Origin of the sequence: Paraburkholderia sp. JPY465, from assembly GCF_050436725.1 — a bacterium.
GTDB classification, from domain to species: Bacteria; Pseudomonadota; Gammaproteobacteria; order Burkholderiales; family Burkholderiaceae; genus Paraburkholderia; species Paraburkholderia youngii.
Map to the genome: position 1 here is coordinate 2,258,608 of NZ_JBNDMT010000002.1, position 14,246 is coordinate 2,272,853.

Annotated in this window: 14 protein-coding genes; 5 read left to right on the forward strand and 9 right to left on the reverse strand. The window is 63.5% G+C overall.

The features are described from left to right. Nucleotides 1-103: 103 nt before the first annotated feature. Nucleotides 104-1,474, reverse strand: a complete 1,371-nt coding sequence (locus QFZ94_RS12550; RefSeq protein ID WP_410850393.1) for an MFS transporter — start codon at nt 1,472-1,474, stop codon at nt 104-106. 671 nt (nt 1,475-2,145) lie between these two features. On the opposite strand from QFZ94_RS12550, the gene QFZ94_RS12555 reads away from it, so the two are divergent. Further along, nucleotides 2,146-4,599 (forward strand): glycogen/starch/alpha-glucan phosphorylase, encoded by a 2,454-nt coding sequence (locus QFZ94_RS12555; protein WP_368584699.1) that lies wholly within the window; start codon nt 2,146-2,148, stop codon nt 4,597-4,599. 72 nt (nt 4,600-4,671) lie between these two features. On the opposite strand, the gene QFZ94_RS12560 is transcribed toward QFZ94_RS12555, so the two are convergent. From QFZ94_RS12560 to QFZ94_RS12595, 8 genes are all read right to left on the reverse strand, one after another. Continuing rightward, nucleotides 4,672-5,061: a DUF6232 family protein gene (locus tag QFZ94_RS12560; RefSeq protein ID WP_368584700.1), complete on the reverse strand. Its 390-nt coding sequence runs from the start codon at nt 5,059-5,061 to the stop codon at nt 4,672-4,674. A 515-nt stretch (nt 5,062-5,576) separates the two neighbouring features. After that, nucleotides 5,577-5,798, reverse strand: coding sequence for a dodecin family protein (locus tag QFZ94_RS12565; RefSeq protein WP_429457223.1), 222 nt, complete (start codon nt 5,796-5,798; stop codon nt 5,577-5,579). Nucleotides 5,799-6,049: 251 nt separating this feature from the next. Next, nucleotides 6,050-6,817 (reverse strand): inositol monophosphatase family protein, encoded by a 768-nt coding sequence (locus QFZ94_RS12570; RefSeq protein ID WP_429457225.1) that lies wholly within the window; start codon nt 6,815-6,817, stop codon nt 6,050-6,052. Nucleotides 6,818-6,850: 33 nt separating this feature from the next. Then, nucleotides 6,851-6,979 (reverse strand): hypothetical protein, encoded by a 129-nt coding sequence (locus QFZ94_RS12575; RefSeq protein ID WP_429457227.1) that lies wholly within the window; start codon nt 6,977-6,979, stop codon nt 6,851-6,853. A gap of 39 nt (nt 6,980-7,018) precedes the next feature. Next, nucleotides 7,019-7,474 carry a ParB/Srx family N-terminal domain-containing protein gene (locus tag QFZ94_RS12580; protein WP_429457228.1) on the reverse strand — a complete coding sequence of 152 codons (456 nt, stop codon included), beginning with the start codon at nt 7,472-7,474 and terminating at the stop codon, nt 7,019-7,021. Between the two features lie 229 nt (nt 7,475-7,703). Beyond that, the gene (locus QFZ94_RS12585; RefSeq protein WP_368584704.1) at nt 7,704-7,964 is read right to left on the reverse strand and encodes a hypothetical protein; all 261 of its coding nucleotides are present in this window, start codon (nt 7,962-7,964) and stop codon (nt 7,704-7,706) included. A 134-nt stretch (nt 7,965-8,098) separates the two neighbouring features. Continuing rightward, entirely contained in the window at nt 8,099-8,971 is an 873-nt protein-coding gene (locus QFZ94_RS12590) for a formate/nitrite transporter family protein (protein WP_410850321.1), read from the reverse strand. A 144-nt stretch (nt 8,972-9,115) separates the two neighbouring features. Further along, nucleotides 9,116-9,775 carry a DUF892 family protein gene (locus QFZ94_RS12595; RefSeq protein WP_429457231.1) on the reverse strand — a complete coding sequence of 220 codons (660 nt, stop codon included), beginning with the start codon at nt 9,773-9,775 and terminating at the stop codon, nt 9,116-9,118. A gap of 555 nt (nt 9,776-10,330) precedes the next feature. Here QFZ94_RS12595 and gltS point away from each other — a divergent pair. The 4 genes from gltS (at nt 10,331) to QFZ94_RS12615 (ending at nt 14,095) form a co-directional block, all read left to right on the forward strand. Further along, nucleotides 10,331-11,533 (forward strand): sodium/glutamate symporter, encoded by a 1,203-nt coding sequence (gene gltS / locus QFZ94_RS12600; RefSeq protein WP_429457233.1) that lies wholly within the window; start codon nt 10,331-10,333, stop codon nt 11,531-11,533. 25 nt (nt 11,534-11,558) lie between these two features. Then, the gene (locus QFZ94_RS12605) at nt 11,559-12,419 is read left to right on the forward strand and encodes a class I SAM-dependent methyltransferase (RefSeq protein WP_429457235.1); all 861 of its coding nucleotides are present in this window, start codon (nt 11,559-11,561) and stop codon (nt 12,417-12,419) included. Nucleotides 12,420-12,502: 83 nt separating this feature from the next. Then, a complete protein-coding gene (locus QFZ94_RS12610) occupies nt 12,503-12,967 on the forward strand; it encodes a hypothetical protein (RefSeq protein ID WP_368584708.1) in 465 nt (154 codons plus the stop codon). Between the two features lie 123 nt (nt 12,968-13,090). Continuing rightward, complete coding sequence (locus QFZ94_RS12615) at nt 13,091-14,095, forward strand: AraC family transcriptional regulator (RefSeq protein ID WP_429457237.1); 1,005 nt, start codon at nt 13,091-13,093, stop codon at nt 14,093-14,095. Nucleotides 14,096-14,246: the final 151 nt, after the last annotated feature.

Here is a 14,246-nt window from a genome sequence, read left to right on the forward strand (position 1 = left end):
TGCCGCCTCGTCTTCCCGCACCGGCTTCAACTCATGCGCGGTTCGTTCGAGCCGCGCTTCATGCAAGCTTTATCCTCGTTTCACGCGCCGTCCGGCGCACATCTCACTTGACCGCCGCCTTCGCCTGCACGCCCGCGCGATGCGATGGCGCGAAGAGCCGCAAGCCGCTCGCGAGGCTCGCGGCGCCGGCAAAGAACGCGCCGAGGCCGAGCGCGAGCGTCGGCCCATGCTGGCGTCCGGCGATGCCGAAGCACAGCGCGACCAGCGCCGCGCCGGTCGCCTGGCCGATTAGCCGCGCGGTCGCGACGATGCCGCTCGCGCCGCCGCTGCGCTCCGGCGGCGCGCTCGCCATCAGCGCCTTAAGGTTCGGCGACTGGAAAAAGCCGAAGCCCGCGCCGCAGATCGCCATGCGGATGCCGATGTCGAGCACGTGCGGATGGGCGGGCAGCATCGCCAGCGAGGCCATCCCCGCCGACAGCACCGCGAGCCCGACCGCGCCGAGCAGCCCCGGCGGATAGCGGTCCGACAGGCCGCCCGCGAGCGGCGCGGCGAGTGCGACCACGACAGGCCACGGCGTCATCAGGAAGCCGGTTTCGACCTGGCTGCGCAGCAGCACGTCCTCGAAATAGAACGGCAGCGACACGAATGCGAGGCTCTGCGCGGCGAACGAGCAGACGGCCGTCACCGCCGACAGCGCGAACACCGGCCGCTTGAACAGATCGACGGGCAGCATCGGCGCGGAGTGACCCGCCTCGCGGCGAATCAGCAGCAGCGCGAACACGACCGCGATCGCCGTGGCGCTGAGCACGATCTGCATCGACGCGCGTTGCGCCGCCTCGCCGAGCGCGAAGATCAGCGCGGCGAACGTGACCACGTTAAGCAGGGCCGCCACCGGATCGAACTGATGCCGCCCCTGCGTGGTGTGCGGCAGCGCCGGCATCGCGAAGCTGAGCGCGAGCACGCCGAGCGGCACGTTGACGGCGAACAGCCACGGCCACGTCGCGACCGACAGAATCAGCGACGCCACCGTCGGCCCGACCGCGAACGACACGCCGACGATCAGCGCATTGGTGCCGAGCCCGCGACCGAGCCGATGCGGCGGGTACAGATAGCGGATCAGCGCGGTGTTGACGCTCATGATCGCGCTGGCGCCCAGGCCCTGCACGATGCGCGCGGCGGTAAGCAGCGGCAGCGTCGGCGCCAGCGCGCAGCCGAGCGAGCTCAGCGTGAACAGCGCGATGCCGCCGATATAGATGCGCCGATGCCCGACGATATCGCCGAGCGCGGCGAGCGGCAGCAGCGTCGCGACCATCGCGAGCTGGTACGCGTTGATGATCCAGACCGACGCGGCCGGCGCCGCATGCAGGTCGCCGGCGATTGCGGGCAGCGCGGTGTTGGCGATCGCGGTATCGAGCGTGGCGAGCGCGACGGCGAGCATGATCGCGGCCATCGCGCGGCGATTGGCGGCCGACATCGGGCCGTCGGCGGGGAGAGCCGGCGTGGGGACGCCGACGGTGGGGCTGAGCTTATCGGACAAGGCGTGGCTCGTCGGGTTGGGCATGCCGGCGTTGGCCGCTTCAGGAGAGGCGACGCGCGCACGGCGGTTTTGTTGTGGGCGAGGTGGCGCGCTGTCCGGACCACGGCGGATGAGCGTGGCGGCTTGTGCGGCGCAACGTCGCGATTGTTGCAGAGACGGCACGATCTTGCTGGGAGGCCGGCAGACGGGCGCAGACGAGGCGCTGAGATCTGACCACAACGCAACTAACCGTCAACCCCGGCCGGCATCTCCAAATCGGTGCGCGCCCCACATCAAATCGAATTCGCGTACGCACAAACCGTCCGGCAGAACAGGCGGCCCGATGCGATCACACAATTGGGGAATTCGCGGCTTCATTCCCCCGTCATGCATCGAAAAAATAATCGATGTGCGGTTTTGCACTGCATCCGGGCATCGGCCGCGCGCCATTGCGCGGCAATTGGCGGATTCGCCGGGCACGGCATATGCGTCACCATCCGCTCGCGCAGCGATGTGCGCGATCCGCAAAATGTTCTACTCTGTTTTTTTAACCGTTCCGACAGGCACGCGCCTCCCGTCCGTCTTCCGTGCGGTTCGCGTCTGCCTTGTCGAACTTCCCGGAGGCTTCGATGACGACCGTCGATCTGGAATTCGACCAGCTCCACAGTACCGTCGACGCGCTACGGCGCTCAATTTCGAATCGCATGATGTACGGCGTCGGCAAGGACGCCATCACCGCTCACCCGCACGACTGGCTGCACGCGGCCGCGCTCGCCGTGCGCGACCGGCTCGTCGCGCGCTGGATGAAGACCACGCGCCTGCAATACGAGCAGGACGTGAAGCGGGTCTACTACCTGTCGATGGAGTTTCTGATCGGCAGGACCTTTACCAACGCGCTGCTCGCGCTCGGCATCCACGATCAGATGAAGGAGGCGCTCGCGAGCCTCGGCGTCGACATGGACGCGCTGATCGACATCGAGCCCGACGCCGCGCTCGGCAACGGCGGCCTCGGGCGGCTCGCCGCGTGCTTTCTCGATTCGATGGCGACGCTCGGGATTCCGGGCTTCGGCTACGGCATCCGTTACGAGTACGGCATGTTCCGCCAGGAAATCATCGACGGCGAGCAGGTCGAGGCGCCCGATTACTGGCTGCGCGCCGGCAACCCGTGGGAATTTCCGCGGCCCGAAATCAAGTACATGGTGCACTTCGGCGGCCGTACCGTGCAGCGCGGCGAGAAGACCGAATGGATCGACACCGAGCATGTGAACGCGACCGCGTACGACACCGTGATCCCCGGCTACGCGACGGACGCGACCAACACGCTGCGCCTGTGGTCCGCGCGCGCGACCGAGGAACTCGACCTCGGCGCGTTCAATCGCGGCGACTACCGCAACGCGGTCGACACCAAGAACATGTCGGAGAACGTGTCGCGGCTGCTCTATCCGGACGACTCCACACCGGCCGGCCGCGAGTTGCGGCTACGCCAGGAGTATTTCTTCGTATCGGCGACGATGCAGGATCTGATCCGCCGCTATCAGCGCACGCACAGCACGTTCGGACGCTTCTCGGAGAAGGTCGCGGTGCATCTGAACGACACGCACCCGGTGCTCGCGATTCCCGAGCTGATGCGCCTGCTCGTCGATGTGCATAACCTGCCGTGGGACAAGGCGTGGAAACACGTGACGCAGATCTTCTCGTACACGAATCACACGCTGATGCCCGAGGCGCTCGAAACATGGGATGTTGAAATGCTGTCGCGGCTGCTGCCGCGCCATCTCGAGATAATCTTCGAAATCAACGCGCAGTTTCTGAAGCACGTCGGCGAGCAATCGGGCCACGACGTCGATATGATCCGCCGCATTTCGCTCGTCGACGAATACGGGCAGCGGCGCGTGCGCATGGCCTATCTGGCGATCGTCGCGAGTCACAAGGTGAACGGCGTGTCGAAGCTGCATTCGCAGCTGATGACGCGCGACATCTTCGCCGACTTCGCGCGTCTCTACCCTGACCGCTTCACCAACGTGACCAACGGCATCACGCCGCGCCGCTGGCTCGCACAGGCGAGTCCGTCGCTGTCGTCGCTGATCGATGCGCGCATCGGTACGCATTGGCGCAGCAACCTGTTCGAGCTCGAGCAGCTGCGCAATCTGCGCAAGGACGACGAGTTCGTCGACGCGTTCCGTGAGGCCAAACGACAGGCCAAGCTGCGGCTCGTGCACCGGCTCGCGCAGCACACCAAGCTGCACTTCGATCCGAACGCGCTGTTCGATCTGCAGGTCAAGCGCATTCACGAATACAAGCGCCAGTTGCTCAACGTGCTGCACGTGATCGTGCGCTACAACGAGATTCGCGCGAATCCGGAGCGCGACTGGGTGCCGCGCGTCGTGCTGTTTGCGGGCAAGGCCGCGTCCGCGTACCGGATGGCCAAGACGATCATCAAGCTGATCGGCGACGTCAGCGAGAAGGTCAATCACGATCCGCTGATCGGCAACAGGCTGAAGGTCGTGTTCGTGCCGAACTACGGCGTGAGCGTGGCCGAGCTGATCATTCCGGCGGCCGATCTGTCCGAGCAGATCTCGATGGCCGGCACCGAGGCGTCGGGCACCGGCAATATGAAGCTCGCGCTCAATGGCGCATTGACGATCGGCACGATGGACGGCGCGAACATCGAAATCTGCGACGCGGTGGGGCGCGAGAACATCTTCATCTTCGGCCACTCCGCCGACGAGGTCGACGATCTGCGCGCAAGCGGCTATCGGCCGCGGCAGATTTACGAGGAAAACGAAGCATTACGCACCGCCCTCGATCAGATTCGTACGGGCTTCTTCTCGCCGGACGATCCGCTGCGCTTCTCGGATATCTTTCACACGCTGGTCGATTGGGGCGATCACTATATGGTGCTCGCCGATTTCGACGCGTTCGCGAAGGCGCAGAACGCAGTGGATGCGCGTTTCGTCAACAAACACGCGTGGGCCGAAAGCGCGATCGAGAACGTCGCGGGGATGGGGCAGTTCTCGTCGGATCGCACGATCGGCGAGTATGCGCGCAATATCTGGCGCGTGAATCCGCTCAGTCTGGACTGAACTGGCGAAGCCGTGCGGGGCTGGCGTCGACCAGTCGCGCACGGCTTTTTCATGTTCGATCGACGCGCCGCGTCATGCCTTCGGCGCGGCAGCCGCCGCCTTCGCCCGATGCACGGCCTCGCCGACGCGTTCGACGAACTCGCGATCCGTGCTCATCAGCGCCTCGCGCTCACCGTCGGCCGTCTTGACCATCAACCGATGCGTGACGTCCTGAGTCACCCAGGTCAGCCAGCCGACCACGACCAGCATCGCCCCGGATACGAGCCCCGAAGCCGAATGCAGCACACCGCCGACGATCGCGCCGATCAGCCCCGCCACCGAGATCACGAGCGGCACGACCTTGTTCTTCTGCACGGTCATGACCTGCACGTCGACGATATCGCGCAGCGGGAAGACCTGGCCCGCGGCCGAGAGGGCGTTGCGCGTGACTGACACGCCGCGATCGTTGAATGGGATTTCCATTGTTTCAATGCAAGGGTGGTGAAGCGCGCAGCGTAACAGACTTCCCTCAAATTCCTAAAGTTAGGGAGTTTTTCGTTCTCTCTCAGGCCCGTGCTGCAACGGGCACGATTTTGGGGACAAAAAAAGAGCGCCGCGCATCGACGCCGCAGATCATTTCAACGCATATTCTGCCGTCGCGCTCTCTCTAGCGATTAGCAATCCGGAGTCGCGACTATTGCAGGAGAGGAAGGTCGAATGATTGCGGCCATGTCGTTCATCGCTGGATTGCTCGCGGTCTTTATTGTCTGCTATGTGCACTCTGAGATCCCCAGATTTACAAAGGGCGGGTTAACCGCGTCGTAGCCAATCTCGCGGTGTTTGGCGTGGGCTGCAGTTTGGGCTTCATTTGTGCGCGGTTTTCCAGCGCGCTCGCGCCATCATGGATTGGATTGGCCGGAGGCTTCAGCGGTCCACCTTCCACCCGCAGCCCGGCGCGCCACGTTCGAGTTCGTCACGTCTTGCGATCAGCCGAACTCTCAAGTCTCATACTTGAACGACACGGACACCCGGGTCCGATATTCAACCACCTTGCCGTTGTCGATCTTCATGTCGAGCTTACAGACATTGGCGATTCGCAAATCACGAAGCGAGTTAGCAGCGGTTTCTACAGCATTTTTCGCAGCCTCCTCCCAGGAAGTCGGACTCGTGCCGACAATTTCTGTAACCTTGTAGACGCTGGACTGTGTGCTTGCGGCCATGATCTCTCTCCAGGATGGAATGGGCTATTTTTTACGTGGCGCATCCCCCGTGCCTGTTTCGCTAATCAGCGCTAGCAACCTGGCAGCATCCAAGCTAAACGACGCGTACAAACCTGCTTCGGCCCGCGAAGTGGGGTCGGCCACGCCTGTCAGTGTGGAGGTGTCCGACGTGGGCACCTTGCATCTGACCTTATATCCGTTGATGCAGATGTCGCTGTAATTTTTTGGCCAATGTAGCGCCGGTGACGCGATTACGGTTTTCCGAGGACTCCAAGCGCCTCGGTGTGCAACCCGGGAGTCGCAGCCGCGACGACCGTACCATCGAAACGTTCAGTGATTGGATGACCCGACCACGTAGTAACGATGCCACCCGCGCCCCGAACGACAGGCACTAGCGCCATCACATCGTAAATTTCCAGGTCTGCTTCCACAACGAGGTCAATGTAACCCGAGGCTAACAAGGCGTAACCGTAACAGTCGGTTCCGAACCGGGAGATTGCGACAGAACGCGACAGCGTTGAAAAGGCCCGTGACGCTTCACCGATAAATATCTGCGGGTCCGTTGTGCAGAGTCGGGCATCGCGCAATCGCGTGCATGAACTGACTTTGCACGGAGTGCCATTGAGAACGGTGCTATTGCCGTAGCCTATCCAGCGCTCACGCAGTGCTGGGACTTCAATCAGGCCGTAGACAGGAAGTCGACTTTCGAGTACCGCGACGAGCGTCCCGAACAGCGGAAGACCCGATACGAAGCTCTTCGTGCCGTCGATGGGGTCAATCACCCAGGTTGTTCCGTCTCCAGTCTCGCCGCCTTCCTCTTCGCCCACAAGGTGGTGCGATGGATGCCGCGACAAGATGAGTTCACGAAGCCGTCGTTCTATCTCGCGGTCCGCGATTGTGACGGGGGTCGCGTCGGACTTTGTTGTAACGTCGAACCTCGTTCTGAAGTGCTTCAACGCGAGGATTCGAGCTTCGTCGCCGAGCGAGTCCAGAAACCTGCATGTATCCGTTGGTGTCATGTTGCTACCTCCATAAACTACCGATATTCGGCGTCAGGAGGGCGCATGAATCTGCACGACGAAATTCGCGACCTCCGGCAGGCAGACGATGCCATTTCGGCTGCGCAGTCTCGAAACGGCCACCAGCTCGAGTTGCTGCAGGCGCTCGAGAGGGATGGGCACAGTACGGCGCGAACGCGAAACCGAACCATGTTCCTCTGGCTAGACCGGCAAACGCAATCTCGTCCTGAAGAAGCTTGCCCACAGAAACGACTCGTACGCACGCTTTGGTTTTCGGTAGGCGCCAGCACGTCGCGCAAATGCCGCGAGGCTTTGATAGGGGTCGTCCATCATTGCTGAAAGCGACATCGGCATTTCGCCGATCGCGCGTCGCAAGCCACGATCATCGAACGGGTGTAGCCAATGCCTTTGCCTCACGTGTTCCCAAAACTCGTCGGTCTCCAAAGCAGCGAAATCAGCCAAAACTCTCACCGGAACGTTGTCGATTCTCATGCTCCGCCAGGCGCGCGCCCAGTGGTGATGATCGACAATAAAGAAAGAGCGTCCCGGTCCCAACGCGACGCGGACCGCATGTCGCTCCATGAACGCGTTGATGTCGTTGGAATGACGGTCGGTCAGCAGCGCTTTGGCGCTTACGTAACGCGAGCCGATTGTCATTTGTGTCGGCCGCAAATCATTGACACACAAGTACATCACGATGGCGAAGCATTGTTGAAATGCACTTTCGGCCGAGCATTAGCCATGCCTCGATATGGCGGGGCCGATGAGATCCATCGGTCACATCGCAACGGTTGCCGCGCGCGCATCGACCGACCAGCATTCGGCATCTCCTTTCGTGCGTGCCTCCGTGGTCCCACTCACGAAGGAGCTGTGCCTCGCGTTGTCGTCACTGCTTCATCGCGCCGGTCGCGTTAGAGCCGGACGCGCCTTGGGGCGACATGCCACTTTCGCGTTTTTGCATCAATGTGCCACTCGCCGGTTTGCCGGTACCGGCGTCCGCGGCACGGCTCATGCTCTGCCCGGCGGTACCCGGCTGCGCGCTGTGAGCATCCTGCTTCGGCTGCACGCTGCCGGTATTGGTTTGCGCAAACGCGTAAGCGCCGGCAATCAATGAAATTACGCCCACTCCTGCCACTATCAGCTTCATGACGATCTCCAGTTTGGGAAGCGCTCCGGGAACTACGTACCCATCCGCGTAGCACGGCTCGTGCCGTCAAAGAGCATCGTTGGCGGGGCCTAGTTCATGTCGGCTCGGGTGTGATGCGCTGCGCGTGGCCGAGATCAGCCGTCGCGGCCTGTCATCTCGGGCGCGATCGACGCATGGTTCAGCAGCCCGACGAGGGCGACGCCACCGACCACGTTACCTAGCAGCGTCGGCGCGAAAAATCGCAGCAGATAGTCCTGCACGGCGGCATGGCTGCGCAGCACCGCGTACGCCGCTTCCACTGAGCCAGCAATCACGTGCGCCAGATCACACACTGCAACAACATACGTGAGGACCGCGACGATCAGCACGGCGGCGGATCTCGCGCTCGGCAGCAGCCAGACCATCAGCGCGATTAGCCAGCCCGCGAGAACCGCCTTCATCGTCGTGGAAGCAAAGGTGGAGCCGTACGGGGCTTGCGACAACTGGTCGAGAACCGGAGCAAGCTTCTGCCCGAACGACGTCGGCATCGTAAGGATCCCGGCGAAGATCCATGTCCCGGCCAGATTCGCGGCCAGTACGATCACCCATAGCCGCAGCGCGATAGCGGCAACCGGCAGACTGCGCCTCGTCAGGACCGGCAGCAGCACGGTCAACGTGCTTTCGGTGAATAGTTGCTGGCGCCCGAGCACGACGATGATGAAGCCGACGCAATAGCCTGCGGCGCCAGTCAGCGAGATGCCGCCGTGACCGGGCGACGAGGTCTTGCTTTCGAGCACCGCCTGGGTCAGAAACGAAAAACCCATTGACAGCCCGGCCGCCAACGCGGACCACAGCAGCGCGAGCGGCTTGCGGCCAAGCGCCGTCTCGCCTTCCTCCCGGATGATCTCGTGAATCACCAGCGCGCGAGGTGAACTGTGCGCGGAAGCCTGGTCGCGCTCCTCGTCATCGAGATGGGGCGACGCATGTCCTGCCGGGTGATCGTCGTTTGTTCGGGGCTGGCTTGCCATTCGCAATGCTCCAGGTTGATTGTCGCGATCGCCTTGCCGATAACGCTGACGGCGAAGCCACTCCGCTGTCCGATGCGGACCGCGCCGCAAAGGCCAAAGTGCTCACTTGGCGACGCGATTGCGCGTCTCGAATCCCACGTGTGTCTACCTTTTCGCTTCGTCGCGGTCCGCAGCAGAGCGGCCAAGGAATTGCGTGACCGTCTCCGGCAGGTGCTCAAGCAGCCACTTCGCCATTTCGATTTCCTGCGGCAGAATCTGCTCGCAAACCTGGCGGGTCTCGATGTCGCCCGCCGCGTTGGCTGCCGCGTCGGTGACGTTGATCAGCCGTTCATAGATGATCTTCGCGCGCGCTTCGGCCGCGATGTTCGAGCGCAGGTCCGCGGTCGGCTCGCCGATCGTGTCGATGTACGCGGCACTCCACGGGACGCCGCCGGAGTTCGTCAGCGGCGGTCCGCCGCCGTATAGCACCTGGGTCAGGTGACTGTCGTTGCCCGCGCCGTTGAGCTTGCGATAAAGCCCGGCTTGCTGCTCGACCGCTTCGGCGAGTTCCCCTTTCGCGCCGCGATTCAACATCGCGACGATCGAGCCGATGATCTCGAGATGGCTCAGCTCTTCGGTGGCGATATCGAACAGCATGTCCTTGCGCCCGGGGTCTTCTTCCGCAACGGCCTGGGTGAAGTAGCGCATCGCGGCGGGCAGTTCGCCTTGCGGACCGCCGAACTGCTCCAGCATCAGATTCGCGAGCCCGGGATTGGTCGTGCCGACGCGAACCGTGTACTGCAGGCGTTTGTCGTGCATGAACATCCGGACCTCCATTGGAGTTGGTAGTTGGGTCTTCCCTCCGCCGTGCCACGCATGCGGAGCGCCGTCGGCTGGACGGCGCGAATCTGTCTGCGCATGCCGCGTTCCTGCCCGCCTGACACGGGCTGCCAGGGCTTGCCCAAAGCAGGCGGGAAGCGTTGTAACAGGCTAGAGGTCCGCAGACCAACGTTGCGCGCACGTGCGAGCCGGCGCCCGCAGGAGGCGGTTCGCGAAGAGGACCATCGCATTGCGGGATTGCCGACCGCGCCTGAGCGTAGGGGGTTTACTCGTAGCGCCGATCGGCACTGATGCCATGCACGCAGCCAGCGGAGCCCTGTATGCGGGTGTTCTGGACGTTTTGCCACGCTCGGTCCCTGGTGCCAGAACCCACTCCCGGACCTCGCCGGATCCGCGAGCGTAGATAGCGCGGATAGAGGTTCGGTTCATTTCTCCCGTTGTGGCGCGACGTCATCGGCCGACTGCATTGCGTCAAGGAAAATCATACTTAGCCTGGACGGATTGGCTAAGATGTCGCAGGTTCGCGCTCGGAGGCCATTCATGACTGTCGGCGTATATGCCACGCTGGTCGCGACGTCGCTCGTGCTGCTGCTCGGCGAAAAGCTCGTGCAATGGATCGGCGTGCTGCGAACCTATTCGATTCCGGCGCCGGTGGCAGGCGGGCTCATCGTTGCGATCTGCGTGCTGATCACACGCATCACCACGCAAGTGCAGGTCAGGTTCGATTCGACGCTGCAGGCGCCGCTGATGCTCGCGTTCTTCTCGACGATCGGTCTGAATGCGCATCTGTCGAATCTGAAGGCGGGCGGGCCGGTGTTGATCCGCTTTCTGGCGGTGGTCAGCGGGCTGCTGATCCTGCAGAACGTGATCGGCATCCTGCTCGCGTTCGCGCTCGGCGTCGATCCGCTGCTCGGCATTCTCGGCGGCTCGGTCACGATGTCGGGCGGGCACGGCACCGGCGCCGCGTGGAGCCAGGTCTTCACCGAACGCCACGGGCTGGAGTCGGCGACCGAGATCGCGATCGGCTGCGCGACCTTTGGACTCGTGATGGGCGGCGTGCTCGGCGGTCCGGTCGCCCGTGTGCTGATGCGGCGGATCAGCGCCGACGAATTGCTGCGCGTGCAGCAGCTAGCGGACGAAACGCTGGTCTTCGAAGAGCCGAAGGCGGAGCAGGCCACCACGCCCGCCGCGATCATCACGACACTCGCGCTGATCTCGATCTGCCTCGCGGGCGGCGAAGTGTTTGCCGACTGGATCGCGGACACCGTGTTCGAATTGCCGACCTTCGTCTGCACGCTGTTCATAGGCGTGATCCTGAACAACGTGCTCGCGCTCATGCGTGTGCGGATCGACCAGCACGCGGTCGCGCTGGTCGGCAACGTCGCGCTCGCGCTCTTTCTCGCGATGGCGCTGATGCGGCTCGACCTATGGGAGCTTGCCGCGCTCGCGTTGCCGATCATCTCGATCCTCGCGGCGCAAACGCTGCTGATGGCGCTCTACGCGATCTTCATCACGTTCCCCGCGATGGGCCGCAACTACGACGCGGTCGTGTTGTGCGCGGCGCAATGCGGGCTCGGACTTGGCGCGACGCCGACCGCGATCGCGAACATGCAGGCGATCACGAACCGCTTCGGCCACTCCCATATCGCGTTCCTGATCGTGCCGATGACCGGTGCGTTTTTCATGGACATCGTCAATGCGATCGTGATCAAACTGTTTCTCACGCTGCCGTTTTTTCATTGAGTCCAGGCGAATACAGGCAAATATCATGAGCAATCAACCCCACATCGCACCCGACAGCACCGCCGCGCGCGTCGCGCTATGGCGTGCGCTGCACGTGCAGGCCGACGCGCCGCCGCACGTGCTCGAAGACGAAGTCGGCTTGCAATTGCTGGCTCCCGCCGAAGACTGGCTCAGCCGCGGCGACATGGACCTTCGGTTCACGCGGCCGTTTCGTGCGTCGATCGTCGCGCGCGCACGCTTTATCGAGGATCTGGTCGTCGAGCAGGCCGGGCGCGGTGTGGATCAATACGTGATCCTCGGCGCCGGTCTCGACAGCTTCGCGCAACGCCGGCCCGACATCGCGTCGCGGCTCACCGTGTTCGAGGTCGATCCGCCGGGACCGCAAACGTGGAAGCGTCAGCGGCTCAGCGAACTGGGTTACGGCCTGCCGGACTGGCTGCGTTTCGTGCCGGTCGATTTCGAAGCGGGCGACAGCTGGCGGCAGCGTCTGGTCGCCGAAGGCTTCGACGAAAGCAGGCCAGCCGTGGTCGTGTCGACCGGCGTCAGCATGTATCTGACCAGGGAGGCGAATGCGGCGACGTTGCGTGAAGTTGCCGGGCTCGCGCGCGGCTCGACGTTCGCGATGACGTTTCTGTTGCCGCTGGAGATGGCGGACCCGGACGTGCGCCCCGGACTCGAAATGGCGGAGAAGGGCGCGCGTGCGAGCGGTACGCCGTTCATCAGCTTCTTCATGCCGCAGCAGATGATCGACATGGCGCGTGAAGCAGGCTTTGACGACGCGCGGCATGTGTCCGCGGCCGATCTGACGCAGCGCTACTTCGCGGCTCGCACGGATGGGCTGCGCCCGCCGGGCAATGCGGAGGAACTGCTGGTGGCGAATAGTTAGGGGCCTCTGCGGTGGGTTGAATGCGTGACCGCGTTCCTCACGCGGCTATAATCGCGCTCGAACATGGCCTTCGAAGTCTACTCATGAAAAAGATCGCAGCCTTCGCACTCGTCGCATGCGCACTCGCCGCCTGCTCGTCGTCCCCGGAAAAGCAGGCGCAGCGCGCCCAGCAGGAAATCCTTCATAGCGAGCCGAACCTCCGCGCCGCGCAACGCGACGCGGTGATCGACTGCACACCGGCGAATTGCGATGCCGCGTGGGCGGCGACCAAACGCTATATCGAGCAGCATTCCGACACGCACGTGATCCGCGCGGACGCGGTCGCGATCGATACCGACGTGCCCGACGATTCGGGCAAAGCCGCTTTCTCAGCGACCCGCGCGAACAAGAGCACGGGCGGCGCGACACTGTCGCTGTTCGCGCAGTGCCGCGGCATGTATGGGCCCGACAGCGCGAAGGGCGACGACTATGACGAGTGCGCCGAGAAGATCCTGAAGACCCAGAACGGCTACCTGCCGTATCTGCGCTCGCACGCATCGGCGCAATAGGCGACCCGCTAGCGGAAAGCGCCAGGCCGCAAACCCGGCACTCGCGTAGCGATTCGCCGAACCCTCGCCACGATGCGGCGGGAGGCGCTATGCTGATGCGTCTTCGCCTCGCGGAACCCTGTCATGCAAGCTCCTGGCGCCACCGTACCGATCTCGCTCGTCAATGGGTTCGTCGGCAGCGTCGGGACGCGGCCTGATATCGTCGACCGGCATTTGTCCGGCGCGAATATCCCGCGCGCGCTGCTGAGCCAGCCTGGCGCGCGCGTCACCGAGGAACAGTTCTCGACGCTCTACCGCTCGCTCGCGATCGAACTCGACGACGAGATGCCCGGCGTTTTCTCGCGCCCGCTGCGCAGCGGTGCGCTCAAGTTTCTGTGTCTGAGCCTGCTGGATGCGCCGAACCTCGAAACCGCGATGCATCGGTTCGGCCAGTTCTTCCATCTGGTGCTCGACGACTTCCGTTTCGAATCGCGCCGCAGCGACCTCGTTGCGACGCTGGCCTTGCATCCGGGAAGCACGGGCGCGCAACCCAGCATGCTGGGCCAGGAGCTGATGCTGAAGCTCGCGCACGGGATCGCGTCCTGGCTGATCGGTCAGCGCATTGCGTTGCTCCAGGTGCAGTTCGCCTTCCCCCGTCCTGCTCACGCGCTCGAGTATCTTTATCTGTTTCCCGGACCGGCGAAGTTCGACTGCAATCAGACCTCGATGCAGTTCAGCAGTAGCTATTTCGATCTGCCCGTGCGCCAGCGCAAGGCGAACCTGCGCAGGTTTCTCGCTCGCGCGCCGGAAGACTGGATCTTCGTGTCGTTCAACGAGCAGCTGTTCAGTCATCGCGTGCGGGAACATCTCGCGTCCCGGCTGCCCGACATCCCGTCTATCGAAGAGGCGGCGGAAGGCCTGCACTGTTCGGTCAGAACGCTGTGCCGTCATCTTGCCGCCGAGGGCACGGCGTTCCAGGTGCTCAAGGACGAATTGCGCCGCGACATCGCGATCCAGCGCCTGACCGGCACCCACGAGCCGATCGCCATCATCGCGGGCGACGTCGGCTTCGGCGACCCCACCGCATTCCATCGAGCGTTCCGTCACTGGACCGGCAGCACCCCGGCGGCCTATCGCCGGGGTGGCTGATCTCGTCGTATCAATGCGTCGATAGCACCCGCCGACGCACTTCCCACGGGGCGCTTACTTCCTCCGACGTGGCCAGAGATGTCAATAGATCGTCCGGTTTGGACAACCGGGCAGGGCCTCTCCGACGCTACGATTCAGCCATACGTTACCC

Excerpts from the sequence above, each read along its gene's own strand:
- QFZ94_RS12550 (WP_410850393.1), bottom strand. The coding sequence starts at position 1,474 with ATGTCGGCCGCCAATCGCCGCGCGATGGCCGCGATCATGCTCGCCGTC.
- QFZ94_RS12555 (WP_368584699.1), top strand. The coding sequence starts at position 2,146 with ATGACGACCGTCGATCTGGAATTCGACCAGCTCCACAGTACCGTCGAC.
- QFZ94_RS12560 (WP_368584700.1), bottom strand. The coding sequence starts at position 5,061 with ATGGAAATCCCATTCAACGATCGCGGCGTGTCAGTCACGCGCAACGCC.
- QFZ94_RS12565 (WP_429457223.1), bottom strand. The coding sequence starts at position 5,798 with ATGGCCGCAAGCACACAGTCCAGCGTCTACAAGGTTACAGAAATTGTC.
- QFZ94_RS12570 (WP_429457225.1), bottom strand. The coding sequence starts at position 6,817 with ATGACACCAACGGATACATGCAGGTTTCTGGACTCGCTCGGCGACGAA.
- QFZ94_RS12580 (WP_429457228.1), bottom strand. The coding sequence starts at position 7,474 with ATGACAATCGGCTCGCGTTACGTAAGCGCCAAAGCGCTGCTGACCGAC.
- QFZ94_RS12585 (WP_368584704.1), bottom strand. The coding sequence starts at position 7,964 with ATGAAGCTGATAGTGGCAGGAGTGGGCGTAATTTCATTGATTGCCGGC.
- QFZ94_RS12590 (WP_410850321.1), bottom strand. The coding sequence starts at position 8,971 with ATGGCAAGCCAGCCCCGAACAAACGACGATCACCCGGCAGGACATGCG.
- QFZ94_RS12595 (WP_429457231.1), bottom strand. The coding sequence starts at position 9,775 with ATGTTCATGCACGACAAACGCCTGCAGTACACGGTTCGCGTCGGCACG.
- gltS (WP_429457233.1), top strand. The coding sequence starts at position 10,331 with ATGACTGTCGGCGTATATGCCACGCTGGTCGCGACGTCGCTCGTGCTG.
- QFZ94_RS12605 (WP_429457235.1), top strand. The coding sequence starts at position 11,559 with ATGAGCAATCAACCCCACATCGCACCCGACAGCACCGCCGCGCGCGTC.
- QFZ94_RS12610 (WP_368584708.1), top strand. The coding sequence starts at position 12,503 with ATGAAAAAGATCGCAGCCTTCGCACTCGTCGCATGCGCACTCGCCGCC.
- QFZ94_RS12615 (WP_429457237.1), top strand. The coding sequence starts at position 13,091 with ATGCAAGCTCCTGGCGCCACCGTACCGATCTCGCTCGTCAATGGGTTC.